General features: G+C 72.7%; 21 protein-coding genes and 1 pseudogene. 4 read left to right on the top strand and 18 right to left on the bottom strand.

Annotated features, from left to right (window positions below; translation table 11 throughout):
- Nucleotides 1–128: 128 nt before the first annotated feature.
- The 5 genes from der to aroH all read right to left on the bottom strand — a co-directional run bounded on the left by der (nucleotide 129) and on the right by aroH (nucleotide 4,849).
- Nucleotides 129–1,577, bottom strand: a complete 1,449-nt coding sequence (gene der / locus ACZ51I_RS31145) for a ribosome biogenesis GTPase Der (RefSeq protein WP_468882597.1) — start codon at nucleotides 1,575–1,577, stop codon at nucleotides 129–131.
- 70 nt (nucleotides 1,578–1,647) lie between these two features.
- Complete coding sequence (locus ACZ51I_RS31140) at nucleotides 1,648–2,235, bottom strand: lysophospholipid acyltransferase family protein (RefSeq protein WP_468882608.1); 588 nt, start codon at nucleotides 2,233–2,235, stop codon at nucleotides 1,648–1,650.
- 53 nt (nucleotides 2,236–2,288) lie between these two features.
- Nucleotides 2,289–2,954 (bottom strand): (d)CMP kinase, encoded by a 666-nt coding sequence (cmk, locus tag ACZ51I_RS31135; protein ID WP_468882605.1) that lies wholly within the window; start codon nucleotides 2,952–2,954, stop codon nucleotides 2,289–2,291.
- Nucleotides 2,955–3,395: 441 nt separating this feature from the next.
- Complete coding sequence (locus ACZ51I_RS31130; RefSeq protein WP_468882594.1) at nucleotides 3,396–4,484, bottom strand: prephenate dehydrogenase; 1,089 nt, start codon at nucleotides 4,482–4,484, stop codon at nucleotides 3,396–3,398.
- The gene (gene aroH / locus ACZ51I_RS31125) at nucleotides 4,481–4,849 is read right to left on the bottom strand and encodes a chorismate mutase (RefSeq protein WP_468882592.1); all 369 of its coding nucleotides are present in this window, start codon (nucleotides 4,847–4,849) and stop codon (nucleotides 4,481–4,483) included. The genes ACZ51I_RS31130 and aroH overlap by 4 nt, the downstream gene beginning before the upstream one ends.
- Before the next feature lie 259 nt (nucleotides 4,850–5,108).
- Here aroH and ACZ51I_RS31120 point away from each other — a divergent pair, with 259 nt between their 5' ends.
- Together ACZ51I_RS31120 and ACZ51I_RS31115 are read left to right on the top strand one after the other, a co-directional pair.
- Nucleotides 5,109–5,552, top strand: coding sequence for a Rieske (2Fe-2S) protein (locus tag ACZ51I_RS31120; protein ID WP_468882589.1), 444 nt, complete (start codon nucleotides 5,109–5,111; stop codon nucleotides 5,550–5,552).
- Nucleotides 5,553–5,562: 10 nt separating this feature from the next.
- On the top strand, nucleotides 5,563–6,252 hold the full coding sequence (locus ACZ51I_RS31115; protein WP_468882587.1) for a nucleotidyltransferase domain-containing protein: 690 nt from the start codon (nucleotides 5,563–5,565) through the stop codon (nucleotides 6,250–6,252).
- Between the two features lie 2 nt (nucleotides 6,253–6,254).
- Here ACZ51I_RS31115 and ACZ51I_RS31110 read toward each other — a convergent pair whose 3' ends face one another.
- The 13 genes and pseudogenes from ACZ51I_RS31110 to ACZ51I_RS31050 form a co-directional block, all read right to left on the bottom strand.
- Nucleotides 6,255–7,286 carry an ADP-ribosylglycohydrolase family protein gene (locus tag ACZ51I_RS31110; protein WP_468882585.1) on the bottom strand — a complete coding sequence of 344 codons (1,032 nt, stop codon included), beginning with the start codon at nucleotides 7,284–7,286 and terminating at the stop codon, nucleotides 6,255–6,257.
- Nucleotides 7,283–8,020 (bottom strand): NUDIX hydrolase, encoded by a 738-nt coding sequence (locus ACZ51I_RS31105; protein ID WP_468882584.1) that lies wholly within the window; start codon nucleotides 8,018–8,020, stop codon nucleotides 7,283–7,285. Before ACZ51I_RS31105 ends, ACZ51I_RS31110 begins: the two co-directional genes overlap by 4 nt.
- The gene (locus tag ACZ51I_RS31100) at nucleotides 8,017–9,096 is read right to left on the bottom strand and encodes an AAA family ATPase (protein ID WP_468882582.1); all 1,080 of its coding nucleotides are present in this window, start codon (nucleotides 9,094–9,096) and stop codon (nucleotides 8,017–8,019) included. The genes ACZ51I_RS31105 and ACZ51I_RS31100 overlap by 4 nt, the downstream gene beginning before the upstream one ends.
- A 53-nt stretch (nucleotides 9,097–9,149) precedes the next feature.
- Nucleotides 9,150–9,404: pseudogene (locus tag ACZ51I_RS31095) on the bottom strand (nicotinamide riboside transporter PnuC); the annotation flags it as partial.
- 121 nt (nucleotides 9,405–9,525) lie between these two features.
- Entirely contained in the window at nucleotides 9,526–10,833 is a 1,308-nt protein-coding gene (locus tag ACZ51I_RS31090; RefSeq protein WP_468882580.1) for a pseudouridine synthase, read from the bottom strand.
- Nucleotides 10,833–11,438, bottom strand: a complete 606-nt coding sequence (gene scpB / locus ACZ51I_RS31085; RefSeq protein WP_468882577.1) for an SMC-Scp complex subunit ScpB — start codon at nucleotides 11,436–11,438, stop codon at nucleotides 10,833–10,835. Before scpB ends, ACZ51I_RS31090 begins: the two co-directional genes overlap by 1 nt.
- Entirely contained in the window at nucleotides 11,435–12,394 is a 960-nt protein-coding gene (locus ACZ51I_RS31080; protein WP_468882574.1) for a segregation and condensation protein A, read from the bottom strand. The genes scpB and ACZ51I_RS31080 overlap by 4 nt, the downstream gene beginning before the upstream one ends.
- A gap of 44 nt (nucleotides 12,395–12,438) precedes the next feature.
- Nucleotides 12,439–12,933, bottom strand: coding sequence for a hypothetical protein (locus ACZ51I_RS31075; protein ID WP_468882602.1), 495 nt, complete (start codon nucleotides 12,931–12,933; stop codon nucleotides 12,439–12,441).
- Nucleotides 12,930–13,955 carry a ParA family protein gene (locus tag ACZ51I_RS31070; RefSeq protein ID WP_030212665.1) on the bottom strand — a complete coding sequence of 342 codons (1,026 nt, stop codon included), beginning with the start codon at nucleotides 13,953–13,955 and terminating at the stop codon, nucleotides 12,930–12,932. The genes ACZ51I_RS31075 and ACZ51I_RS31070 overlap by 4 nt, the downstream gene beginning before the upstream one ends.
- Nucleotides 13,956–14,415: 460 nt before the next feature.
- Nucleotides 14,416–15,531, bottom strand: a complete 1,116-nt coding sequence (gene ald / locus ACZ51I_RS31065) for an alanine dehydrogenase (RefSeq protein ID WP_468882572.1) — start codon at nucleotides 15,529–15,531, stop codon at nucleotides 14,416–14,418.
- A 146-nt stretch (nucleotides 15,532–15,677) separates the two neighbouring features.
- On the bottom strand, nucleotides 15,678–17,663 hold the full coding sequence (locus ACZ51I_RS31060; protein ID WP_468882568.1) for an AAA family ATPase: 1,986 nt from the start codon (nucleotides 17,661–17,663) through the stop codon (nucleotides 15,678–15,680).
- 215 nt (nucleotides 17,664–17,878) lie between these two features.
- Nucleotides 17,879–18,508 (bottom strand): NUDIX domain-containing protein, encoded by a 630-nt coding sequence (locus ACZ51I_RS31055; RefSeq protein ID WP_468882565.1) that lies wholly within the window; start codon nucleotides 18,506–18,508, stop codon nucleotides 17,879–17,881.
- A 79-nt stretch (nucleotides 18,509–18,587) separates the two neighbouring features.
- A complete protein-coding gene (locus tag ACZ51I_RS31050) occupies nucleotides 18,588–20,237 on the bottom strand; it encodes a CTP synthase (RefSeq protein WP_468882562.1) in 1,650 nt (549 codons plus the stop codon).
- 425 nt (nucleotides 20,238–20,662) lie between these two features.
- Here ACZ51I_RS31050 and ACZ51I_RS31045 point away from each other — a divergent pair, with 425 nt between their 5' ends.
- Both ACZ51I_RS31045 and ACZ51I_RS31040 read left to right on the top strand, forming a co-directional pair.
- Nucleotides 20,663–22,465, top strand: coding sequence for a glycoside hydrolase family 15 protein (locus ACZ51I_RS31045; RefSeq protein ID WP_468882560.1), 1,803 nt, complete (start codon nucleotides 20,663–20,665; stop codon nucleotides 22,463–22,465).
- 75 nt (nucleotides 22,466–22,540) lie between these two features.
- The gene (locus tag ACZ51I_RS31040) at nucleotides 22,541–23,923 is read left to right on the top strand and encodes an FAD-binding oxidoreductase (RefSeq protein ID WP_468882557.1); all 1,383 of its coding nucleotides are present in this window, start codon (nucleotides 22,541–22,543) and stop codon (nucleotides 23,921–23,923) included.
- Nucleotides 23,924–23,928 lie beyond the last annotated feature (5 nt).

The following is a 23,928-nucleotide window of genomic DNA, read 5'->3' as shown; positions in this document are numbered from 1 at the left end:
GGAAGAAACAAACCCCACCCCCCCCGGGACTGTCCCACCCGGGTCCCCAGAGGGTCCTCGGGGGGGAACCCCCGGCGGGGGCCTGGGTCACCCCCCCCCCCCCCCCCCCGGCCGTGTGTCGTTCCGTGCTACTTCTTGCGGCCGCGCTTCTCGCGCACCCGGACCGAGATGTGGATCGGGGTGCCCTCGAAGCCGAACTCCTCGCGCAGCCGGCGCTCGATGAAGCGGCGGTAGCCGGCCTCCAGGAAGCCGGAGGCGAAGAGCACGAAGCGCGGCGGCTTGGTGCCGGCCTGCGTGCCGAAGAGGATGCGGGGCTGCTTGCCGCCGCGGACGGGGTGCGGGTGGGCGGCGACGATCTCGCCCAGGAAGGCGTTCAGCCGGCCGGTGGGGACGCGGGTCTCCCAGCCGGCGAGGGCGGTCTCGATGGCCGGGACCAGCTTCTCCATGTGGCGGCCGGTCTTGGCCGAGACGTTGACGCGCGGCGCCCAGGCGACCTGCTGCATCTCGGTCTCGATCTCGCGCTCGAGGTAGTAGCGGCGCTCCTCGTCGAGCTCGTCCCACTTGTTGTAGGCGATGACGATGGCGCGGCCCGACTCGACCGCCATCGTGATGATGCGCTGGTCCTGGACCGAGATGTTGTCGGTGGTGTCGATGAGGATGACGGCCACCTCCGCCTTCTCGACGGCGGCCGCGGTCCGCAGGGAGGCGTAGTAGTCCGCGCCCTCCTGGAGGTGGACCTTCTTGCGGATGCCGGCGGTGTCGACGAACTTCCACGTGACGCCGCCGAGCTCGATCAGCTCGTCGACCGGGTCGCGGGTGGTGCCGGCCAGCTCGTTGACGACGACCCGGTCCGCGCCCGCGACCTTGTTGAGCAGGGAGGACTTGCCGACGTTCGGGCGGCCGATGAGGGCGATGCGGCGGGGGCCGCCCACCGCGGTGCCGAAGCGCTGCTCGGGGGCCTCGGGCAGCTTCCTCAGGACCTCGTCGAGGAGGTCGCCGGTGCCGCGGCCGTGCAGCGAGGAGACGGGGAACGGCTCGCCGAGGCCCAGGGACCAGAGCGTGGCCGCGTCGGCCTCGCCGGACTGGCCGTCGACCTTGTTGGCGGCGAGGACGACCGGCTTCCCGGCGCGGCGGAGCAGCTTGACGACGGCCTCGTCGGTGTCGGTGGCGCCGACGGTGGCGTCCACGACGAAGAGGCAGGCGTCGGCGGCCTCGATGGCGTACTCGGCCTGGGCGGCGACGGAGGCGTCGATGCCCAGGACGTCCTGCTCCCAGCCGCCGGTGTCGACGACCTTGAAGCGGCGGCCGGCCCATTCGGCCTCGTAGGTCACGCGGTCGCGGGTGACGCCCGGCTTGTCCTCGACGACGGCCTCGCGACGGCCGATGATGCGGTTCACCAGGGTCGACTTGCCGACGTTCGGGCGGCCGACGACGGCGAGAACGGGGAGCGGGCCGTGGCCGGCCTCCTCGATCGCGCCCTCGACGTCCTCGACGTCGAAGCCCTCTTCCGCGGCGAGCTCCATGAACTCCGCGTACTCGGCGTCGCCAAGTGCCCCGTGGTCGTGCTGGTCGTTCATGAAGTCCGTTCCTTGATCATTCGTGGTCGGTGGGTCCCCGGGCGGCGGGGCCCACTACTGAAAGTCTCGCTCAGCGTCCGGTGAGGCGCCTGGCGTTTTCCAGGTGCTCGGTGAGCTTCCCCTGGATGCGTACGGTGGCGTCGTCGAGCGCCTTGCGGGTGCGGCGGCCCGAACCGTCCCCCGCCTGGAAGGCGTCGCCGAAGACGACGTCGACGCGGCCGCGCAGCGGAGGCAGTGCCTTGACCAACCGTCCGCGGCGCTCGGTGCTTCCCAGGACGGCGACCGGGACGATCGGCGAGCCGCTGCGGAGCGCGAAGTACGCCAGGCCCGCGCGCAGCGACGCGAAGTCGCCGTCGCCGCGAGTGCCCTCGGGGAAGATCCCGAGGACGCCGCCCTGCTCCAGGACGCCCAGGGCGTTGCCTATCGCGTTGCGGTCGGTGCTGTGGCGGTCGACCTTGACCTGCCCGATGCCCTCCAGGAAGCGGCCGAGCGGGCCGACGAACGCCTCCTTCTTGATGAGGAAGTGCACGGGGCGCGGGGCGGTGCCCATGAGCATGGGGCCGTCGATGTTGTGCGCGTGGTTGACGGCGAGGATGACGGGGCCGGAGGCCGGCACCCGCCAGGCGCCGAGGACGCGGGGCCTCCACAGCCCGTACATCAGTCCGATGCCGATGCCTCGGCCGACGGCGGCGCCCTTCTCGGAGGGCAGGGTCACTTGGCGCCCGTCCTCTTCTCGTCCACCAGGGTGACGACACACTCGATGACCTGGTCCAGGGAGAGCTCGGTGGTGTCGACCTCGACGGCGTCGGCGGCCTTGGCGAGCGGGGACGTCTTGCGGCTGGAGTCGGCCGTGTCCCGCTTGATCAGGGCTTCCCTCGTCGCGTGCACGTCGACGCCCTTGAGCTCGCCGGAGCGGCGGGCGGCGCGGGCCTCGGGCGAGGCGGTGAGGAAGATCTTGAGGTCGGCGTCGGGCAGGACGGTGGTACCGATGTCCCGGCCCTCGACGACGATGCCGTGCTCGGCGCTGCGGGCGATGGACCGCTGGAGTTCCGTGATCAGGCTCCGCACCTCGGGGACGGCACTGACGGCGCTGACCTTGGAGGTGACCTCCTCGGTCCGGATGGGACCGGAGGCGTCGGCGCCGTCGACGGTGATCGTGGGCCGGGCCGGGTCGGTGCCGGAGACGATGACCGGCTTGGCCGCGGCGTTGGCGACGGCCTCGGCGTCGGAGACGTCGACGCCGTTGCTGATCATCCACCAGGTGATCGCCCGGTACTGGGCGCCGGTGTCGAGGTAGCTCAGCCCCAGCTTGGCGGCGACCGCCTTCGAGGTGCTGGACTTGCCCGTGCCGGAGGGCCCGTCGATGGCGACGATCACGGATTCCACGGTGGGAACACCTTCCTGGGGTGAACGGTAGGGCCCGGCGGTGTGCGGGGGACCCCCACAAGGTTACCGAGTCCCCAGCACCCGTTCGGCCCCACGTACGCATTCCCCGGGAGCCGCGCCCCGCCGCCGCGTGTGCCGCGCCCGGCTGCCGCGCGCGCCGGGCCCCAATTGCCGCGTGTGCCGCGCCCGCGCCCGTGCTGGGTCGCCCTCCGCGCCTGGACCCGCCCCCGCAGCGGCGGCGCACAAAGCGGTGCGGGTCTGGGAGCGGGAGCCTAGGCCCGGCAAGGGGCGCCGTCCCGTTGTGGCCACCCGTTCCGCCCTGCGGAACGTATGCCCACGACGGGGGTGGGCGCCGTCCCGGCGGAACGACTGCCCACAACGGGGCGGGCGGGGGCCCCGCCCGTGGCACCGGGCCCCGCACCCGCCGCGTGTTCAGCTCGTGCGCAAGGACCAGCCCCGTTCCTGGAGGGACGTGCTCAGGGCCGGCGCCGCCGACGGTTCCACCATCAGCTGGACCAGACCGGCCTGCTGCCCCGTCGCGTGCTCGATGCGGACGTCCTCGATGTTGACACCCGCCCGCCCCGCGTCGGCGAAGATGCGGGCGAGCTCGCCCGGCCGGTCGCTGATGAGGACGGCGACGGTCTCGTAGACCGTGGGGGCCGCTCCGTGCTTGCCGGGGACGCGGGCGCGCCCCGCGTTGCCGCGCCGCAGGACGTCCTCGACGCCCGTGGCTCCGTCGCGGCGCTCGTCCGCGGAGGCGGACTGGAGGGACCGCAGCGCGCGGACGGTCTCGTCGAGGTCGGCGGCGACGCCGGAGAGCACGTCGGCGACGGGCCCGGGGTTGGCGGAGAGGATCTCGACCCACATGCGCGGGTCGGAGGCCGCGATCCGGGTGACGTCGCGGATGCCCTGCCCACAGAGCCGTACGGCGGACTCGTCGGCCTCCTCCAGGCGCGCGGCGACCATGGAGGACACCAGCTGCGGGGTGTGGGAGACCAGGGCCACGGCCCGGTCGTGGGCGTCGGCGTCCATGACGACGGGGACGGCCCGGCACAGGGCGACGAGTTCCAGGGCGAGGTTGAGGACCTCGGTGTCGGTGTCCCGGGTCGGCGTGAGGACCCAGGGCCGCCCCTCGAAGAGGTCGGCGGTGGCCGCGAGCGGGCCCGAGCGCTCCTTGCCGGACATGGGGTGGGTGCCGATGTACGCGGTGAGGTCGAGGCCCAGCGCCTCCAGCTCCCGCTTCGGTCCGCCCTTGACGCTCGCCACGTCCAGGTAGCCGCGGGCCAGGCCGGCCGTCATGGCCGCGGCGAGGGTGGCGGCCACGTGCGCCGGGGGGACGGCGACGATCGCGAGGTCCACCGGGCCCTCGGGCGCCTCGTCGGTGCCCGCGCCGAGCGCGGCGGCCGTGCGGGCCCGCGCCGGGTCGTGGTCGCGCAGGTGGACGGTGACGCCCCGGCCCGCCAGGGCGAGGGCGGCGGAGGTGCCGATCAGGCCGGTGCCGATGACGAGCGCTGTTCTCACTGGGCGATGTCCTTGCGCAGGGCGGCCGCGGCACCGAGGTAGACGTGCGCGATCCGGGACTTGGGCAGTTCGGTCTCGACGTGGGCGAGGAGCCGGACGACCCTCGGCATCGCACCCTCGATGTCGAGTTCCTGTGCGCAGAGCAGGGGTACATCGGCCATGCCGATCCCGATGTGCCGGGCCGCGGCGGCGGGGAAGTCGCTGTGGAGATCGGGCGTGGCCGTGAACCAGATGCTGATGAGGTCCTCGGCGGTGAGCCCGTTCCGCTCCAGGACGGCGGTGAGCAGCTCCTCGACCTGCTCGCGCATGTGTCCGGCCTCGTCCCGCTCCAGCTGGACGGCTCCTCGGACCGCTCGTACCGCCACGTCGTGCTCCTTCGCCTGCGTCAGTGCTCCGTTCAGCCTAGTCAGCGGCGGGGCCGGGGCGTCGCCGCGCCCGCCCTCCGAGACGGCGGGCGGTCGGCGCCCGCCCGGTCGGACCGCTGCCGGCGGCCGATGTCGCCCGAGCCGGGGCGTTCCGCCACCCGGAGTACGCGGCGGGCCGGGGACGTCCGTGCGAGGGAGCCCGGCACCGGACGCAGGCGTGTTGCGGGACCCGGGGGCGGTGTGCGGCCAAGCTGGCGGCATGACCTCGAGCCCCACCACCCGCCGTACCGTCCTCCTCGCCGCAGCGGCTCTGACGACGGGCTGCGGCTCGGACGACGGGGGTGACGGCGGTACGGACACGAGCACACCGGCCACCCCCGCCCCCGCCGAGACCTCCCCCGCCGCTCCGAGTGGCGCCGCGCCCCTGGCCAGGACCTCGCAGATCCCGGTCGGCGGCGGCACGGTCTTCCCGAAGGAGAAGGTGGTCGTGACGCAGCCCGCGGCCGGCGAGTTCAAGGCGTTCTCCGCGATCTGCACCCATCAGGGCTGCACGGTGAACAAGGTCGCGGACGGCACGATCGACTGCCCCTGCCACGGCTCCAGGTACCGCATCGCCGACGGCTCGGTGGTGGCGGGACCGGCCCCCCGGCCACTGCCCGCCGAGCAAATTGTCGTCTCGGGGGAAACGATCACTCTCGCGTAACCTGCCGGGCATGACTCCGGACGAGCTGGTGCGCGAGCACACGATCTACTCCTGCGTGATGGGCTCACGCGCCTTCGGTCTGGCGACCGAGGACAGCGACACGGACGTACGGGGCGTGTACCTCGCCCCGACGCCGCTGTTCTGGAACTTCGACAAGCCCCCCGCGCACGTGGAGGGGCCGGGCGAGGACCAGTTCAGCTGGGAGCTGGAGCGGTTCTGCGAGCTCGCCCTGCGCAACAACCCGAACGTCCTGGAGTGCCTCCACTCCCCCGTGGTCGAGCACGTCGACGACTGGGGCCGTGAACTCCTCTCCCTGCGCGGGGCGTTCCTGTCCCGCCGCTCCCACCAGACCTTCGTCCGGTACGCGGCCGGCCAGCGCCGCAAGCTCGACGCGGACGTCCGCCAGTACGGCCATCCGCGCTGGAAGCACGCCATGCACCTGCTGCGGCTCCTCACCAGCTGCCGCGATCTGCTGCGCACGGGCGAGCTCCGCATCGGCGTCGGCGAGGAACGCGATCGCCTCCTCGCGGTGAAGCGCGGCGAGGTGCCGTGGCCGGAGGTCGAGTCCTGGATGAACCGCCTCCAGGAGGAGGCCGACCGCGCGCTCGACACGACCCCGCTCCCCGCCGCCCCGGACGAACCCCGGATCCAGGACTTCCTGACCCGCGCCCGCCGGGCCTCGGCCCTGAGCGTGCTTTAGGCTCACGCGTCCCAGAGGGCGCCGAAGGTCAGCAGGTCGCTGCGGTACTCGACGCGTTCCGCCCACTCCTTCGGCCAGGCGTCCGCGCCGAGGTGGGCGCCGGCGAAGGCTCCCGCGAGGGCGGCGATCGAGTCGGAGTCGCCGCGGGTGCACGCGGCCCGGCGCAGAGCCGTGAGGGGCTCCTCCGGGAAGAGCAGGAAGCAGAGGAGTCCGGTCGCGAGGGCCTCTTCGGCGATCCAGCCGTCGCCGGTGTACTCGCAGGGGTCGAGCTCCGGGTCGGCCGTGCGCTGGACGGCGTCCAGGCGCTCCAGGACCGCCAGGCACTCGTCCCAGCCCCGCTCGATGAAGTGCCGGGCCGAGGGGTCCTGGGAGCGGGTCCACAGGTCGCCGAGCCAGTGCTCGTGGTAGCGGGAGCGGTTCTCGTACGCGTACGAGCGGAGCTGTCCGACGAGCCCGGCCGGGTCCACGCCCTGCGCGAGCAGGTACACGGCGTGGGCGGTGAGGTCGGAGGCGGCGAGCGCGGTGGGGTGACCGTGGGTCAGGCCCGCCTGGAGCTGCGCGGCTCCGGCCCGCTGCTCCTCGCCGATCCCGGGGACGAGGCCGATGGGCGCGACCCTCATGTTGGCGCCGCAGCCCTTGGAATGGATCTGGCCGGCGTCCTGCCACGGCACGTCCGTCGTCAGCAGCTGACAGGCGACCATGCAGGTCCGCCCGGGGGCGCGGTTGTTCTCCGGCGAGCGGTACCAGTCGACGTACTCCTCCCGCAGCGGCCGGACGAGCCGCAGCGGGGCGAGCACGCCCCGGTCCATCGCCGTGCGGATGCCGCGGGCGAAGGCGAGGGTCATCTGGGTGTCGTCGGTGACGTACGCCGTGCCGTCCCTGACGGGCAGCGCCATCTGCCGCCAGGGTCCGACCTTGGCGAGGATCGACGGCACGTCGTTGAACTCGGTCGGGAATCCCAGCGCGTCGCCGAGCGCCAGCCCGATCAGGGAGCCGGTCGCGGCCTGCTTGGTGGCGGGGCGGTTGAGGTTCATGCGGGGCGTCCTTCCGGTCGCAGGAGGGGCGGGTGGAGGGTGGTGGCCTCGCCCGCCCGGTAGAGAGCGGCCGGTTTCCCCCGTCCGCCGGTGAGGCGCGGCGGTCCTTCCACGGCCTGGACGAAGCCGGGCGTGGTGAGGACCTTGCGCCGGAAGTTGGGGCGGTCGAGTTCGACGCCCCAGACCGCCTCGTAGACCTGCCGCAGCTCGCCGAGGGTGAACTCGGGCGGGCAGAAGGCGGTCGCGAGGCAGGTGTACTCCAGCTTGGCGCCGACCCGTTCGTGGGCGTCGGCGAGGATCCGGTCGTGGTCGAAGGCGAGGCGTCCGTGCGTCCCGTACGGGATCCAGCGCGCCTGGGCCGCGTCACCGCCGCCGCGCGGTTCCGGAGGGTCCGGTACGAGGGCGGTGAAGGCGACGGAGACGACCCGCATCCTCGGGTCGCGGTCCGGTTCGGTGTAGGTGCGCAGCTGCTCGAGGTGGAGGCCGGCGACCGTGGCCTCGGAGAGCCCGGTCTCCTCGACGAGTTCGCGGCGCGCGGCCCGTTCGGCGGACTCGCTGGGCAGGACGAATCCGCCGGGCAGCGCCCAGGCTCCGGCGTACGGCTCCCGGCCGCGCTCGACGAGCAGGACGTGGAGGCGCTCGTCCCGGAGGGTGAGGACGGCGAGGTCGACGGTGACGGCGAACGGCTCGAAGGCGTGGGGGTCGTACCCCTCGGGTGCCTGGTGCGCGGTCATCGGCGCTCCGGCAGGGGGTCGGCGAGGTGCCAGCCCTCGGCGAGCAGCCCGTCGACGGCGGCGACGGCGGCCGCGAGCCGCTCCTCGTGGGGGCCGGTGAGGACGGCCGTGCGGCGGCCGCTGTGCGTGAGCTGGGTGAGGAAGCGGGCGGTCATCCAGGGCCGCAGCTGCTCCCCGTCGCGCGGCCCGTCGTTCTCGAAGGCGACGCCCCGGTGGTCGGTGAGCAGCCAGAGGTGCTGCCGGCCGCGGGCGGCGATCTCGCCGGTGTCGGGGCTGGTGGTGCCCGTGTACCGCTCGTGCCAGATGGTGGTGGCGAAGGCGTCGGTGTCGCAGAAGAGGACGGGCGAGCCGTCGCGGGCGGCCTCCTCCTCCAGTTCGGCCTGGCGCTGGGCGATGACGGGGAAGTCGGAGGAGCGGAAGGTGACGTCGGACCAGTCGGCTTCGGGGCGTTCGGCGCGGAGTTCGGCGAGTTTGAGTTCCCTGTACTCGCGCCCGTACTCCGGTACGTACCGGGTGCGGGCCCAGACGCCGCCGCGCCGCCGGTAGTGGTCGGCGAGGGCGAGGGCCATGGTGGTGGTGCCGGTGGACTCGGCGCCGAGGACGACGACCCGGCGGGTGAGCGCGGCCCGTACCGGCGGTTCCAGGAAGTCCCAGCAGGCGGCGGGGTCCGCGCGGACGGCGGTGTCGGAGACGGGGAAGCGGGTGGGGTCGGGGTCGACGCGGACGGACGCGGCGCCGAAACGGCGGGCGAGCTCCTCCCCGTACGGCTCCGTGGTGAAGAAGGCGTCGACGTGCTCGGGCACGGCGGCCCGGAGGACGGCCGTGTGGGCCGCCCACGCGGCGGGCTCCCGGAGGTCGCCGGGGACGTCGTCCACGGCGCCGACGACGAGGACGTCGGGGTGGACCTCGCGCATCCAGGCGACCCGGTCCTCCAGGGAGAGGGTCTCCTCGGAGGAGGCCCGGACGAGGACGGTGAGGCGCTCGCACCGGTCGCGGGCGGTGCGGACGAGGTGGTGGTGGCCGGCGTGCGGCGGATGGAACCTGCCGAGGACGAGGCCGTGGCCGTAGGGCTTCACGCCGGCACCTGCGCGGCCGGCCCAGGAGCCTCGCCGCCGCCCGCCGGCTGGTGGGTGACGCGGTCGAGGAGGAGGGCGGGCCCGTGGGTCCCCACCACCCCCGCCGTGGGCGGCCACGTCCACGCGGTGCGCGCGGTGCGGCGCGCCGGGAGGCCGTCGGAGCCTGGTCCACCCCCGTGGGTCCAGGTCCGCCGGCCGTACACGGCGGGGGTGATGAGGAGGACCCGGAGGCCGGCGTCGGCGATGCCGAGGGGCCGGTTCGTGACGTGCAGATCTGCGAGGCTCACACCCGCCTCCTTAAGAGTCATGTTGACTATAAAGGGCGGCGCGGGCGTCGACAAGACCCTTCACGAGCCGCTCCTCGCACGAGGAAGCCCGTGACCGCCGGATGGCGGTCACGGGCTTCCTCGTACAGCGGGCCCCGGGGCCTTACATGCCGACTTCCTTCATCAGCATGCCGACCTCCGTGTTGGTCAGGCGGCGCAGCCAGCCCGACTTCTGGTCGCCCAGGGCGATCGGGCCGAACGCGGTCCGGACCAGCTTCTCGACCGGGAAGCCCGCCTCGGCCAGCATGCGGCGCACGATGTGCTTGCGGCCCTCGTGCAGCGTGACCTCGACCAGGTAGTTCTTGCCGGTCTGCTCGACCACGCGGAAGTGGTCGGCGCGGGCGTAGCCGTCCTCCAGCTGGATGCCGTCCTTGAGCCGCTTGCCGACCTCGCGGGGCAGCGGGCCGGTGATGGCGGCCAAATACGTCTTCTTCACGCCGTACTTCGGGTGCGTGAGGCGGTGGGCCAGCTCACCGTGGTTGGTGAGCAGGATGATGCCCTCGGTCTCCGTGTCGAGCCGGCCGACGTGGAAGAGCCGGGTCTCGCGGTTGGTGACGTAGTCGCCGAGGCACTGGCGGCCGTCCGGGTCCTCCATGGTGGAGACGACACCGGCCGGCTTGTTCAGCGCGAAGAAGAGGTACGACTGGGTGGCGACGGTCAGGCCGTCCACCTTGATCTCGTCCTTCTCCGGGTCGACGCGCTTGCCCTGCTCCAGGACGATCTCGCCGTTGACCTCGACCCGGGCCTGCTCGATGAGCTCCTCGCAGGCGCGCCGAGAGCCCATGCCGGCGCGGGCGAGGACCTTCTGCAGTCGCTCGCCCTCCTGCTCGGCCCCGGGGAAGGTCTTGGGGGTCTTGATCTCGGGCCGGCCCTCGTACCGCTCCCGGTTGCGCTGCTCGATCTTGGCGTCGAGCTCGCGCGAGCGCGCCGGGGCCTGCCGCTGGCCGTGCGGGCCACGACGGGGCGGGGTGCCGCCCTGCGGGGCCTTGGGGCCGCCCTTGGCGCCGCCGCGGGCCGCGGAGCCGCGACCCTTCTTCGGGGGCTCGGAGGGGCCGCTCACGTCGTAGGAGCGCTCCTCGGGGCGAGGCCGGCGCGGGTTGCTCGGGCTCTTCTGGCCGTCCCGGCCACCGCCCTGGTAACCGCCACCGCCGCCCTGGTAGCCACCGCCCTGGTAGCCGCCGCCGGAGCCGCCTCGGTAGCCACCGCCACCGCCGCTGCCGCCCCGCTGGCCGCCGCCGGCGCCGCCGCCACCGGAGCCCCGGTAGCCGCCGCCCCCGCCGGAGCCGCTGCCCCCGCGCGCGCCGCCGCTGCCCCCACGGCCGCCACCGCTGCTGCCGCCGCGGCCGCCGCTGTTGCCACCACGGCTCCCGCCGTTGTTTCCGCTGCTGTTCCTGCCGCTGCTGCTTCGCATCAAACTTCCGTCTTGTCGTCGTCGTCCTCACGATCCGGTGCATCCGGATCGAATGACGGGACCCCTTCCAGCGAGTCCGGCTCGACCGCCTCCGCCTCGGGGAGGAAGGGCGCGAGCTCGGGGAGTTCGTCCAGGCCGCGCAGGCCCATCCGCTCCAGGAAGTAGTTCGTCGTCCTGTACAGGATCGCACCTGTTTCGGGTTCCGCGCCCGCCTCCTCCACGAGACCCCGCTGGAGGAGCGTCCGCATCACGCCGTCACAGTTGACCCCGCGGACCGCGGAGACCCGGGAACGGCTGACCGGCTGGCGGTACGCGACGACCGCGAGGGTCTCCAGGGCCGCCTGGGTGAGCCGCGCCTGCTGCCCCTCCAGGACGAAGGCCTCGACGGCCGGGGCGAAGGCGGCGCGGGTGTAGTAGCGCCAGCCCCCGGCGACCCGCCGCAGCTCGAAACCGCGGCCCTGGGCGGTGTACTCCTCGGCCAGCTCGTGCAGGGCGTCGGCCACCTCGGCCGGGGTGCGCTCCAGGACCTTGGCGAGGTGGGCCTCGGTGGCGGGCTCGTCGACGACCATCAGGACGGCTTCGAGGGCGGGCTTGAGGTCGCTCACGCGGTGGCCTCCTGGTCGAATTCGTCGGTGACGGCCCCGGACGGGTCCGTCTCCCCGCCGGTCCAGGAGACCGTGAGGTCCCCGAGGGCGGTCTCCTGGTCGAGGGCGACGGCCTTCTCGCGGTAGAGCTCCAGGAGGGCGAGGAAGCGGGCCACGACGGTGAGGGTGTCGCCGGCGTCCTCGATCAGCTCCCGGAAGACCGCCGTCCCGCGCTCGCGGAGCAGGGCGACGACCACGGCGGCCTGGTCCCGGACGCTGACGAGCGGGGCGTGGATGTGGTCGACGTACACCTGGGGCTCGGCCTTGGGCTGCATGGCCTTGGCGGCCAGCCTGGCGAAGCCCTCGGCGCCGATGGAGATGACGACCTCGGGGAGCAGCTCGGCGTGGTGCGGTTCGAGTCCGACGGTACGGGGGTGGCGGTGGCCCTCGGCCTCCCAGCGCTCCTCGAAGATCGCGGCGATGCGCTTGTAGGCGCGGTACTGGAGGAGCCGGGCGAAGAGCAGGTCGCGGGCCTCCAGGAGGGCGAGGTCGGCCTCGTCCTCCACCTCGGCGGCGGGGAGCAGCCGGGCGGCCTTCAGGTCGAGCAGGGTGGCGGCGACGACCAGGAACTCGGTGGTCTGGTCGAGGTCGCCGTCGGGGCCGAGGGCCCGCAGGTGCGCCATGAACTCGTCGGTGACCTGGGAGAGGGCGACCTCGGTGACGTCGAGCTTGTGCTTGGTGATCAGCTGGAGGAGGAGGTCGAAGGGGCCCTCGAAGTTCGCGAGCCGCACGGTGAACCGCCCGTCACCGCCCTCGGGCGTCTCCGGCGCCTCGGGCGTCTCCGGTGCCTCGACCGGTGCGGCCTGCACGAGGGCCCCGGTCTCCACGGCGGGCGCCGCCCCAGCCGTCTCGCCCGGGCCGCTGCCCAGGGGGCGGCGGCGCGACGGGCGGGACGTTTCGTCAGAGGCGTGGTGCATGGAGGTCCAGGGGAGCGAGGAGGACGGCAGCCCGCAGGCTACCGTCAGCGGCCGCGCAGGCGGCGGACGAGGATGCTCGCGTCGCCGCGGGACTCCAGGTCCGCCAGGACGACCGCGACGGCCTCCCGGACGATCCGGCCCCGGTCGACGGCGAGACCGTGCTCGCCGCGGAGCACGAGCCGGGCGTGCTCCAGGTCCATCAGCTCCTCGGCGGAGACGTAGACCGTGATCTTCTCGTCGTGGCGCTCACGGCCGCTGGGCCGCCTGCTCGCGGCCCGGCCGCCGCGCCGCCGGGCCGCCGTCGCGGGGGCGGGCACCGCGGCGGTGGGCCCGGCCTTGGGGCCCGGCCCCTCGGGCTCGGCCGTCCGGGCGCGGGGTTCGGCGGCCTCGGAGCCCGCCGGTGCGTGCTCGGCGGAGCCCTCGGCCGCCGCCGTGTCGCTCTCGGCCGCCGGTGCCGGGACCGCCCGGCGGGGTGCGGACGCCTGGAGCGCCGTCCCCCCGGTCGTACGGAAGAGTTCGTCGGCGCCGGGCAGACTCACTCGGCGTGACACCGGGCGAGCACCTCCCTGGCGAGCTGGCGGTAGGCGGCGGCGCCCACGGAGTTGGAGGCGTACGTGGTGATGGGCTCGCCGGCGACCGTGGTCTCCGGGAAGCGCACGGTCCGCCCGATGACCGTGTGGTACACGTGGTCGTCGAAGGCCTCGACGACGCGCGCGAGGACCTCGCGGCTGTGCACGGTCCGGGAGTCGTACATCGTGGCGAGGATGCCGTCGAGCTCGAGCTCGGGGTTGAGCCGCTCCTGGACCTTCTCGATGGTCTCGGTGAGCAGCGCGACTCCGCGCAGCGCGAAGAACTCGCATTCCAGCGGCACGATGACCTTGTGAGCCGCCGTCAGGGCGTTGACGGTCAGCAGGCCGAGCGAGGGCTGACAGTCGATCACGATGTAGTCGTAGTCGTTCATCAGCGGCTTCAGGGCGCGCTGGAGCGTGGACTCGCGCGCGACCTCGCTGACCAGCTGGACTTCGGCGGCCGAGAGGTCGATGTTGCTCGGCAGCAGGTCCATGTTGGGCACGGCGGTCTTCAGGAGGACCTCGTCCGCCGACATGCCCCGCTCCATGAGCAGGTTGTAGACGGTGAGGTCGAGCTCCATCGGGTTCACGCCGAGGCCGACCGACAGGGCTCCCTGCGGGTCGAAGTCGACGAGCAGCACCCGCCGTCCGTACTCGGCGAGCGCGGCGCCCAGGTTGATGGTCGACGTGGTCTTGCCGACGCCGCCCTTCTGGTTGCACATCGCGATGATCTTCGCGGGTCCGTGGTCGGTCAGGGGACCCGGGATCGGGAAGTACGGCAGGGGCCGTCCGGTGGGGCCGATCCGCTCGCGGCGCTGACGGGCAGCGTCGGGCGCGAGGGTGGCCGCGTACTCCGGATCCGGCTCGTACTCGGCGTCGGGGTCGTAGAAGTGCCCCTCGGGCACCTCGTCGTAGGCGGCGAAGTGGGTGGACTCTCGGCCCATCTCGTTGCCGGCCGTGGCGTTCACGTGTAGGCCGTCCATCGTCTTCATCGTGTGGGCACTGGTCATGGGCTGGTGCGTCGCGAAGGTCCGCACCGCGACGGATCCGATCGGGGCACCTGGCGCACCGCTCCCGGGAGTAATTGTCGACTCATTCACAAGTCGTCTTACCTCCTTGGATGTGACCAGGAACATTTATCGATAGGTCAGCGTGGCACCATGCCGACGGTTGGCGACTCTATGGCGTGTCACCGGTCCGCAGCAACACAATCCGCCGGACCCGGCCCGATGTGTCGGCAACCGAACACGTCTCTGTCAAGGGTGCGCAGGCATCCATCCACACGTTTCAGGGGTGTGCGAAACGGTTAAAGGGTTACGTTCGAGGCGAGTTGACCGAACGTTTCGGCGGGGCCGGAGACACGGCCGGCCGGACCTTGTGAACAAGGTCCGGCCGGGTGCGTGATATTGACGGCACGCGTTGACGGGGCCGCCGTCGGCGGGCCTTCGGGGATCAGGCCAGGAGGGTGGCCAGCTCGACGTGCTCGAGGCCGTGCGCCTCGGCGACCTCCTTGTAAACCACCTTGCCGTCATGGGTGTTGAGGCCCAGGGCGAGGGCGGAGTCACGGCGCAGCGCCTCGACCCAGCCGTTGTTCGCCAGCGACACGATGTAGGGCAGCGTGGCGTTGGTGAGGGCGTAGGTGGAGGTGTTCGGGACCGCGCCGGGCATGTTGGCGACGCAGTAGAAGACCGAGTTGTGGACCTGGAAGGTCGGCTCGGCGTGGGTGGTCGGGTGGGAGTCCTCGAAGCAGCCGCCCTGGTCGATCGCAATGTCGACAAGGACACTTCCGGGCTTCATCTTGGCGACGAGCTCGTTGGTGACCAGCTTCGGGGCCTTGGCACCCGGGATGAGGACGGCGCCGATGACGAGGTCGGCCTCGACGACGGCCTTCTCCAGCTCGTAGGCGTTGGAGACGATCGTCTTCACCTTGGTGCCGAAGATCTTGTCGGCCTCGCGGAGCTTGTTGATGTCACGGTCGAGCAGGGTCACGTGGAAGCCCATGCCGACGGCGATCTGGGTGGCGTTCCAGCCGGAGACGCCGCCGCCGATGACGACGGCCTCGCCGGCGTGGGTGCCGGGGACGCCGCCGGGGAGGACGCCACGGCCGCCGACCGAGCGCATCAGGTGGTACGCGCCGACCTGCGGGGCCAGGCGGCCCGCGACCTCGGACATCGGGGCGAGCAGCGGGAGCGCGCGGTTCGCGGTCTCGACCGTCTCGTACGCGATGGCGGTGGTGCCGGACTCCAGGAGCGCGTCCGTGCACTCCTTCGAGGCGGCGAGGTGCAGGTAGGTGAAGAGGGTCTGGTCCTTGCGGAGGCGGTGGTACTCCTCCGCGATGGGCTCCTTGACCTTGAGCAGCAGGTCGGCCGTGGCCCAGACCTCGTCGGCGGTGGCGAGGATCTCGGCACCGGCGGAGACGTACTCCGCGTCCGTGATCGAGGAGCCGACACCGGCGTTCTGCTCGATGAAGACCTGGTGGCCGTGGCGGACGAGCTCGTGGACACCGGCGGGGGTGATGGCCACGCGGAACTCGTTGTTCTTGACCTCGCGGGGGATGCCGACCTTCATCGTCGATCACGGTCCTTGAATCAGGGGATATCGGGGGCACTGCGATATATACCCGGATGCACTGCGGCGCACCGGGGCAGACCACGTTCGAACGCGGCCCAACCCAGTCTAATGAAGGAGTTCCCGCTGTCTAGCCTTTCAAAGTACTAATCTTCGACGGAGCCACTGCGGATTTCGTAGGCTGTCGGTTCCGTTTCCAGTAGTCTCTCGGCCGCCGAGCGGTGCAGCCCCGCGGCCGCGGGGTCGCCGAGCCGGTCGAGGGTGTCGGCGAGCCGCAGCTGGAGGGCGGCCTGGAGCCGGGTGTCCTGGGCCCGGCGGGCCCACTCCACCGCTTCCTCGCAGGTCCGCAGGGACTCCTCGGGCCGCCCGGCGTATTCCTGGACGCGGGCGACCTCGCTCAACGCCCGCGCGTAGCCCGGGAGATCGGAGAGCCTCCGGTAGCCGGCCGCGGCGGCGCGCCAGCTCCGCAGCGCCTCCCCGTACCGGCCCGCATAGGTCTGTACGGCTCCGAGGCGGGCGTACAGCCGGGCCTGGTCGGCGCGCTCGTCACGGGCGAGGCGCTGGGCGAGTGCCCGCCCGTACCAGTCGCCGGCCCGCTGCCAGTCCCCCAGCTCCTGATAGGACCCACCTACGGATTCCATTGCGCGACAGGTCGCGTACGGGTCATTTGCTGCGCGTCCGGCGTCCAAAGCCGACCGATATCGCAGCAGAGCGTCGTTCGTCCTGCCCGTCCTGGCATCGAGGTCGGCCAGGTTGAGCAGGGCGGCGGCCCGCTCGCGGTGCAGCCCGCGCCGCTCCGCCACGTCCAGGACCAGCCGGTGCAGGCCGTACAGCTCGGGGGCGGCGGCCTCCGCGCCCCGGTGCGCGGCGAGCGCCCGGACCAGGGAGGCGACGAGGCGGCGCGCGAGGGTGTCGAGCTCGCCGTCGGCGACGGCCAGGCGGGCGGAGGCGAGGAGCACGGCCTGCCGGGAGTCCAGCCAGGCGGCTCCCGCTGCCGCGCTCGGGAAACGCAGGGCGCGCGGGAGGCCTGCCAGCTTCCGGCGGGCCGGCGAGCCCTCGGGTTCGGTGACCGCACGGCAGGACTGGAGGAGCCGTACGGTCCGCTCCAGCATCCGGGCCCGGGCGAGCTGCACCTCGGCGGGCCGGTCGCGCTCCTCCAGCTGGGCGCGGAGGAGGGGGACGAGATGGGCGCGCACCTCGTACTGCCCGTCCTCGCCGCCCGAGACCAGCCCCAGGGCGGCGAAGTCGGCGAGGGTCGTCGCGGCCGCCGAGACCGAGCAGCCTGCCAGGGCGGAGGCGGTGTGGGCGTCGGCCCGGCCCAGCGGGGCGAGGGCGAGGAATCGCAGTATCCGGGCGGCGGTGGCGGGCAGGGCCTCGTGCGCGAGCAGGAAGGCCCGGGTGAGCGGGTCGCCGCTCAGCCCGCGCAGCCGCTTGGCGAGGTCGGCGACGGAGAACTTGGGCTGGGTGGAGAGCCAGCCGCCGGCGAGCACGACGGCGCCGGGCAGTCCCCCGCACTCCTCGACGAGGGCCTCGGCGGCCTGCGGGTCGACGGTGACGCGGACGGAGCCGGTGAAGGAGGTCAGCAGTTCGATGGCCGACTTGGGGTCGAGCCCGCCGAGCGTGCAGGGCCGTACGTCGGGGATGCCGGTGAGCGGCCCGCGGGCCACCCCCACCACCAGGGTGTCGGGGTTGTCGGGGATCAGCGGGTCGGCCTGCTCGGCGTCGACGGCGTCGTCGAGGATCAGGACGGCGCGGCGGTCCGCGAGGGCGCCCCGGACCAGCTCCGTCAGCTCGTCCTCCCCGGCCCCGGGGGGTTCGGCGACCCCGAGGGCGGCGAGGAGTTCCTGGGCGACCCTGGCCGTGGGGACGGGGTCGCCGCCGGGCTCGGAGAGCCGGGCCCGGAAGACGCCGTCGGGGTAGCGGTCGGCGAGCCCGGCGGCCAGCTCCTCCGCGAGGGCGGTCCGCCCGGAGCCGGGCTTCCCGGCGATCAGCAGGACGCGGGCGCGGGGGGCCTTGCGGCCGGTCAGGGTGTCGAGGCCGGTCCGCTCGATGTCGGCGCGCAGGGCCTTCAACTCCCGCTGCCGGCCGAAGAACTGCCGGCTGCCGGCCGCCGCCACCGCCTGATCCGTCACGGGCCACGCTCCCGTCCACCTGCGCACGAGCCGATCCCGCGGGGGGCTCCACACGGGCGTTTCCGAGCGTAGTTCAGGGGGCGGGGGGGACCTGGCGGAGCAGGGCGGACAGGTCCCCCGATCGGATCAGCAGATCGTCACACCACCCGCCCCACCCCGCTGCGGCAACGTGCCCACACGGCGTGGGCGCCGCCCCACACCGGCAGGCCCGGGGGCTACGCCTCGAAAGGTCGGGCCGGCCAAGGGGACGTGGCCGGGCGGAGGGAGTCCAGACCGCCCTCGGCCGCCCGCGCCGCCGCCAGCGACAGCACCCCCACCGCCAGGCAGTTGTTGTGCAGCTCCCCCGCCAGCACCCCCCGCACCAGCTCGGGAAGCGGCACCCGCTCCAGCTCCATGTCGGCCTCCTCCTCGGAGACCGCGAAGCGCTCGCCGTCCGCGTCCGCGAGGTCCCGCGCCAGGAAGATCCGTACGGCCTCGTCGCAGCCGCCGGGCGTCGTGTAGACGTCGGCCAGGACCCGCCAGTCCGCCGCCTTGACGTGCGCCTCCTCGTACAGCTCGCGCTGGGCGGCGTGCAGCGGGTTCTCACCGGGCACGTCGAGGAGCCCTGCCGGGATCTCCCAGAGCCTCTGCCGTACGGGGTGCCGGTACTGCCGGAGGACGACCACGCGGTCCCGCTCGTCCAGGGCGAGGACGGCGACGGAGCCGGGGTGGACCTGGTAGTCACGGCGGTGGACCGAGCCGTCCGGCATGACCACGTCGTCCGTGCGGACACTCGTCTTGGCGCCCGTGAAGGGGGTGGTGGTGGCGACGACCCGCCACTCCTCCGGGGTGTCCTGCACCTGCATCAGTAAGCCTCCCACATACGAGAACCGGGGCACGCGTCCCGTGAGGGACCCGTACCCCGGCAACGTTAACCCCAGCGGGTCACTTGCCCGTCTTGCGCTCCACGGCCGCCTTCACCAGGCCCGCGAAGAGCGGGTGGGGGCGGGTGGGGCGGGACTTCAGCTCCGGGTGCGCCTGGGTGGCGACCAGGTAGGGGTGGATCGCCTTCGGGTACTCGACGTACTCGACGAGCTTGTTGTCCGGGGAGGTGCCGGAGAAGACCAGACCGGCCTTCTTCTCCAGCTCCGCGCGGTAGGCGTTGTTCACCTCGTAGCGGTGGCGGTGGCGCTCCTCGACGTACGGCTCGTCGCCGTAGACCTCGCGCACGACCGAGCCCTCGGCGAGCTTCGCCGGGTAGAGGCCCAGGCGCATCGTTCCGCCCAGGTCTCCGGCGCCCTCGACGTACGCCAGCTGCTCCTCCATCGTGGAGACGACGGGGTGCGCGGTGGCGGGGTCGAACTCGGTGGAGTTGGCCTCGGGGATGTCGGCCAGGTTCCGGGCGGCCTCGATCACGATGCACTGCAGGCCGAGGCAGATGCCGAGCAGCGGCACCTTGTTCTCGCGGGCGTACTGGATCGCGCCGACCTTGCCGGAGACACCGCGGTCGCCGAAGCCGCCGGGAATGAGGATGCCGTCGACGTCGCCGAGCTGCTTCGCGGCGCCCGCCGGGGTCTTGCAGTCGTCGGAGGTGACCCACTTGACCTTGACCCGCGCCTTGTTGGCGAAGCCGCCGGCGCGCATGGCCTCGGTGACCGACAGGTAGGCGTCGGGCAGGTCGATGTACTTGCCGACGAGCGCGACGGTGACCTCGTGCTCGGGGTTGTGGACGCGGTCCAGGAGGTCCTCCCAGACGGTCCAGTCCACGTCGCGGAAGGGCAGGTCGAGCTTGCGGACGACGTAGGCGTCCAGGCCCTCGGTGTGCAGCACCTTGGGGATGTCGTAGATCGACGGGGCGTCGATGGCGGCGACGACGGCGGCCTCGTCGACGTCGCACATCAGCGAGATCTTGCGCTTGATCGCGGTCGGGACCTCGCGGTCGGCGCGCAGCACGATCGCGTCGGGCTGGATGCCGATGTTGCGCAGGGCGGCGACGGAGTGCTGGGTGGGCTTGGTCTTCAGCTCGCCCGAGGGGCCGATGTAGGGCAGCAGCGAGATGTGCACGACGAAGACGTTGTCGCGGCCGACCTCGTGGCGGACCTGGCGGACGGTCTCCAGGAAGGGCAGCGACTCGATGTCGCCGACCGTGCCGCCGACCTCGGTGATGACGACGTCGACGTCGTCCGTCGCCATGCGGCGGATGCGGCCCTTGATCTCGTTGGTGATGTGCGGGATGACCTGGACGGTGTCGCCGAGGTACTCGCCGCGCCGCTCCTTGGCGATGACCTGCGAGTAGACCTGGCCGGTGGTGACGTTGGCCGAGCCGTCGAGGTCGACGTCGAGGAACCGCTCGTAGTGGCCGATGTCCAGGTCCGTCTCGGCGCCGTCGTTGGTGACGAACACCTCACCGTGCTGGAAGGGGTTCATCGTGCCCGGGTCGACGTTCAGGTACGGGTCGAGCTTCTGCATCGTGACCCGCAGGCCCCGGGCCTTGAGGAGCGCACCCAGGCTGGAGGCGGTCAGGCCCTTGCCGAGGGAGGACGCGACACCCCCGGTGACGAAGATGTGCTTGGTCGTCGTGGTGTTGGGCGGCATCGCCAAGAGGGGGCTCCCGTGGTCGCGTTCTGGAGGTGCGTACCGGCGTGCCCTCCGGAAGAATCGGGGGGTGCCGTCGCTGCGGTTTCGGGGTCCTCGGCTGTCGCCGTTTCCCACCGGTCCACGGGGTACCAGGGTATCAGCGACAGCGGGAGACCGCTTCCGGCCACACGCGGCAGTCGGGTGTTCACGGACGGCGACGCGACCGTGGGGCCGGGGGAAGGGGCAGCTCACCCGGGTGGAGCAGCACGTCGCTCGTGTGATCACCTGGGTCACGGGGGTGGCACGTATCCTGCACGGACACCGCCCGCCGAGCAGGCCGGCTCGTCCCGCACACTGGTCTGGCTGACACCGCACAGACATCACGCACATCAGCAGCAAGCGCCCTCAGGGGCGGACGTGGCCGTTCGACTGGAGTGAAGCACGTGGCCGGGCGCATCGAGGATTACGCACTCATCGGGGACATGCAGACCGCCGCACTGGTCTGCCGGGACGGCAGCGTGGACTGGCTGTGCCTCCCCCGCTTCGACTCGCACGCCATCTTCGCCGGGCTGCTGGGGACGGAGGAACACGGCTTCTGGCGGGTGGGCCCGGCCGGCCCGGCGGACGCCGAGCCCGCCCACGCCGACCGGCGCCGCTACCGGGGCGACTCGCTGATCCTGGAGTCCGAGTGGGACACCCCGCGCGGCACCGTGCGGGTGACCGACTTCATGCCGCCGCGTGACGGCGCGCCGCAGCTGATCCGGATCGTCGAGGGCGTCTCGGGCCGGGTGCGGATGCGTTCCTCGCTGCGGATGCGGTTCAGCTACGGCCGGATCGTGCCCTGGGTGCACAAGGTCGGGGACCGCACGGTCGCGGTCGCCGGACCCGACTCGGTGTGGCTGGACACCGACGCGGAGACCCACGGCAAGGACCTCACGACGTACTCGGACTTCACCGTCACGCCCGGGGAGCGGATCACCTTCACGCTCTCCTGGCAGCCCTCCCACAAGGAGCCGCCCGCGCTGCCGGACCCGGCGGGCGCCCTGGAGGCGACCGCCGACTTCTGGCGCGAGTGGGTGGAGCACTGCACGTACCACGGCCCCTACCGGGAGGCCGTGATCCGCTCACTGATCACCCTGAAGGCGCTGACGTACGCGCCGACCGGCGGGATCGTCGCCGCGCCGACGACCTCGCTGCCGGAGGAGATCGGCGGCGTCCGCAACTGGGACTACCGCTACACCTGGCTCCGGGACGCGGCGATCACCCTCTCCTCGATGCTCCGCACCGGCTACCGCGAGGAGGCCCGCGCCTGGCGGGACTGGCTGCTGCGGGCCGTCGCGGGCGACCCGGAGAACCTGCAGATCATGTACGGCATCGCGGGCGAGCGGGAGCTCGGCGAGGCGGAGCTCGACTGGCTGCCGGGGTACGAGAACTCCGGCCCGGTCCGGGTCGGCAACGGCGCCGCGAACCAGCTCCAGCTGGACGTCTACGGCGAGGTCACGGAGGCCCTCCACCTCGCGCACATGACGGGTCTGTCCCGCAACGACTACGCCTCGCTGCTCCAGATCAAGCTGATCAACTACCTGGAGAAGCACTGGGACCAGCCCGACGAGGGCATCTGGGAGGTCCGCGGTCCGCGCCGCCACTTCGTGCACTCCAAGGTGATGGCCTGGGTGGCGGTCGACCGGACGATCAAGCTGATCGAGTCCGGGGACGCCGACGGGCCGCTGGAGCAGTGGCGCGAGCTGCGCGACAGGATCCACCGGGACGTCTGCGAGAAGGGCTACGACCCGGAGCGGAACACCTTCACCCAGTCGTACGGCTCCCGGGAGCTGGACGCCTCGCTGCTGCTGATCCCGCAGATGGGTTTCCTCCCGCCGGACGACAAGCGGGTCATCGGCACGATCGAGGCGATCCAGCGCGAGCTGTCCACGGAGGACGGCTTCGTGCTGCGCTACCCGACGGCCGGCGAGGAGGCCGGAGTCGACGGCCTGGAGGGCGACGAGGGCGCGTTCCTCGCCTGTTCCTTCTGGCTCGCGGACGACCTGGCGATGATCGGCCGCGTCGACGAGGCGCGCACGCTCTTCGAGAAGCTGCTCGGCCTCCGCAACGACCTCGGGCTGCTCGCCGAGGAGTGGGACCCGCGGCTCCAGCGGCAGGTGGGCAACTTCCCGCAGGCCTTCAGCCACGTCCCGCTGATCGACACGGCGCTGCGGCTGACCGCGAGCGGGGCGTACGGCGGCTGAGCCGGCCCGCGCGGGGGACGGCGCCCGGTCCTACGATGAGAGGGTCCCGTCCCCCCGTACGAAAGGGGGGCTCCCATGGCTCCCCACATCTCCGAGAGCGCCCTGTCCGGCCTGGTGGAGGATCTGGCCGGTGAGGTGATCACACCCGGTGGCGCGGCCTACGACGAGGCCCGGGCCCTGCACAACGGCATGATCGACCGGCGCCCGTCGGTGATCGCCCAGTGCGCCACCCAGGCCGACGTGTCCAACGCGATCCTGTTCGGCCGCCGGGCGGACCTGCCGATCGCGGTCCGCGGCGGCGGACACAGCGTCGCCGGGACCTCCATGATCGACGGCGCGCTGATCGTCGACCTGCGCCGGATGCACGGCGTCGTCGTGGACCCGGAGGACATGACGGTACGGGTCGAGGGCGGGGCGACCATGGCCCACCTGGACCACGCGTGCCGGCCGTTCGACGTGGCGACCACGGGCGGGCGGGTGTCCACCACCGGCATCGGCGGTTTCACGCTGGGCGGCGGTTCGGGCTGGCTGGAGCGGAAGTTCGGCCTGGCCAGCGACAATCTGCTCGCCGCCGACCTGATCACCGCAGAGGGCAAGCACGTCCACACCGACGCCGAGGAGAACCCGGAGCTGTTCTGGGCGCTGCACGGCGGCGGCGGCAACTTCGGGGTGGCGACCTCACTGACGATGCGGCTGCACCCGCTGCCGCGGATGAGCATGGCCATGCTGCTGTTCCTGCCCGACGACGCGCCCGAGGTGGTGCGCACCTTCCGCGGCCTCGGCTCCGGCGCGCCCGACGAGTTCGGCGGAGGGGCCATCTACATGCCGGCGCCCCCGGAGCCGTTCATCCCCGAGGATCTGGTCGGCAGGCTCGTCTGCGGGGCGCTGTTCACGTACACCGGCCCGGTGGCCGAGCTGCGCGAGTTCGCCGCGCCGCTGTTCGCCCTGAAGCCCGTGGTCGAGATCGTCACGGACATCCCGTACGTGGACCTGCAGTCGATGCTCGACGACCCGCCGGGGCTGCGGAACTACTGGTCGGCCGAGTATCTGCGGGAGTTCCCCGACGCTGCGGTGGACGTCTTCTGCGACCGCGGAGCGCGGATCCCGCCGGGCACGGCCACCCAGCACGTGCTGTTCCTGATGGGCGGGGCCGTGGCCGCGGGGCCCTCCACGTACCCGCAGCCCTGGCGCACCGCGCCCTGGGCGGTGCACCCGTTCGCGACCTGGGAGGACCCCGCGTACGACGAGCAGGCCAAGCAGTGGGTGCACGACGTGCGGGCCGATGTCCGGCCGTGGGCGCTCGACGCGACGTACCTGAACTTCGTCGGCGCCGAGGGCGAGCAGCGGATCGTCTCCTCGTTCGGTGAGGAGAACTACCGCCGGCTCGCCGCCGTGAAGGCCGAGTACGACCCCGACAACGTGTTCCGGTTCAACCAGAACATCGCCCCGGCCGGCTGAGCCGG

The sequence above is a fragment of the Streptomyces sp. NPDC034084 genome (genome assembly GCF_055575535.1).
The sequence above is the reverse complement of the archived record's forward strand: the minus strand, read 5'-3'. Positions and strand labels throughout refer to the sequence as shown.

Coding starts and splice junctions, on each gene's coding strand:
- der (WP_468882597.1), bottom strand. CDS start 1,577: ATGAACGACCAGCACGACCACGGGGCACTTGGCGACGCCGAGTACGCG.
- ACZ51I_RS31140 (WP_468882608.1), bottom strand. CDS start 2,235: ATGTACGGGCTGTGGAGGCCCCGCGTCCTCGGCGCCTGGCGGGTGCCG.
- ACZ51I_RS31120 (WP_468882589.1), top strand. CDS start 5,109: ATGACCTCGAGCCCCACCACCCGCCGTACCGTCCTCCTCGCCGCAGCG.
- ACZ51I_RS31115 (WP_468882587.1), top strand. CDS start 5,563: ATGACTCCGGACGAGCTGGTGCGCGAGCACACGATCTACTCCTGCGTG.
- ACZ51I_RS31110 (WP_468882585.1), bottom strand. CDS start 7,286: ATGAACCTCAACCGCCCCGCCACCAAGCAGGCCGCGACCGGCTCCCTG.
- ACZ51I_RS31105 (WP_468882584.1), bottom strand. CDS start 8,020: ATGACCGCGCACCAGGCACCCGAGGGGTACGACCCCCACGCCTTCGAG.
- ACZ51I_RS31090 (WP_468882580.1), bottom strand. CDS start 10,833: ATGCGAAGCAGCAGCGGCAGGAACAGCAGCGGAAACAACGGCGGGAGC.
- ACZ51I_RS31080 (WP_468882574.1), bottom strand. CDS start 12,394: ATGCACCACGCCTCTGACGAAACGTCCCGCCCGTCGCGCCGCCGCCCC.
- ACZ51I_RS31070 (WP_030212665.1), bottom strand. CDS start 13,955: ATGAAGACGATGGACGGCCTACACGTGAACGCCACGGCCGGCAACGAG.
- ald (WP_468882572.1), bottom strand. CDS start 15,531: ATGAAGGTCGGCATCCCCCGCGAGGTCAAGAACAACGAGTTCCGCGTG.
- ACZ51I_RS31055 (WP_468882565.1), bottom strand. CDS start 18,508: ATGCAGGTGCAGGACACCCCGGAGGAGTGGCGGGTCGTCGCCACCACC.
- ACZ51I_RS31050 (WP_468882562.1), bottom strand. CDS start 20,237: ATGCCGCCCAACACCACGACGACCAAGCACATCTTCGTCACCGGGGGT.
- ACZ51I_RS31040 (WP_468882557.1), top strand. CDS start 22,541: ATGGCTCCCCACATCTCCGAGAGCGCCCTGTCCGGCCTGGTGGAGGAT.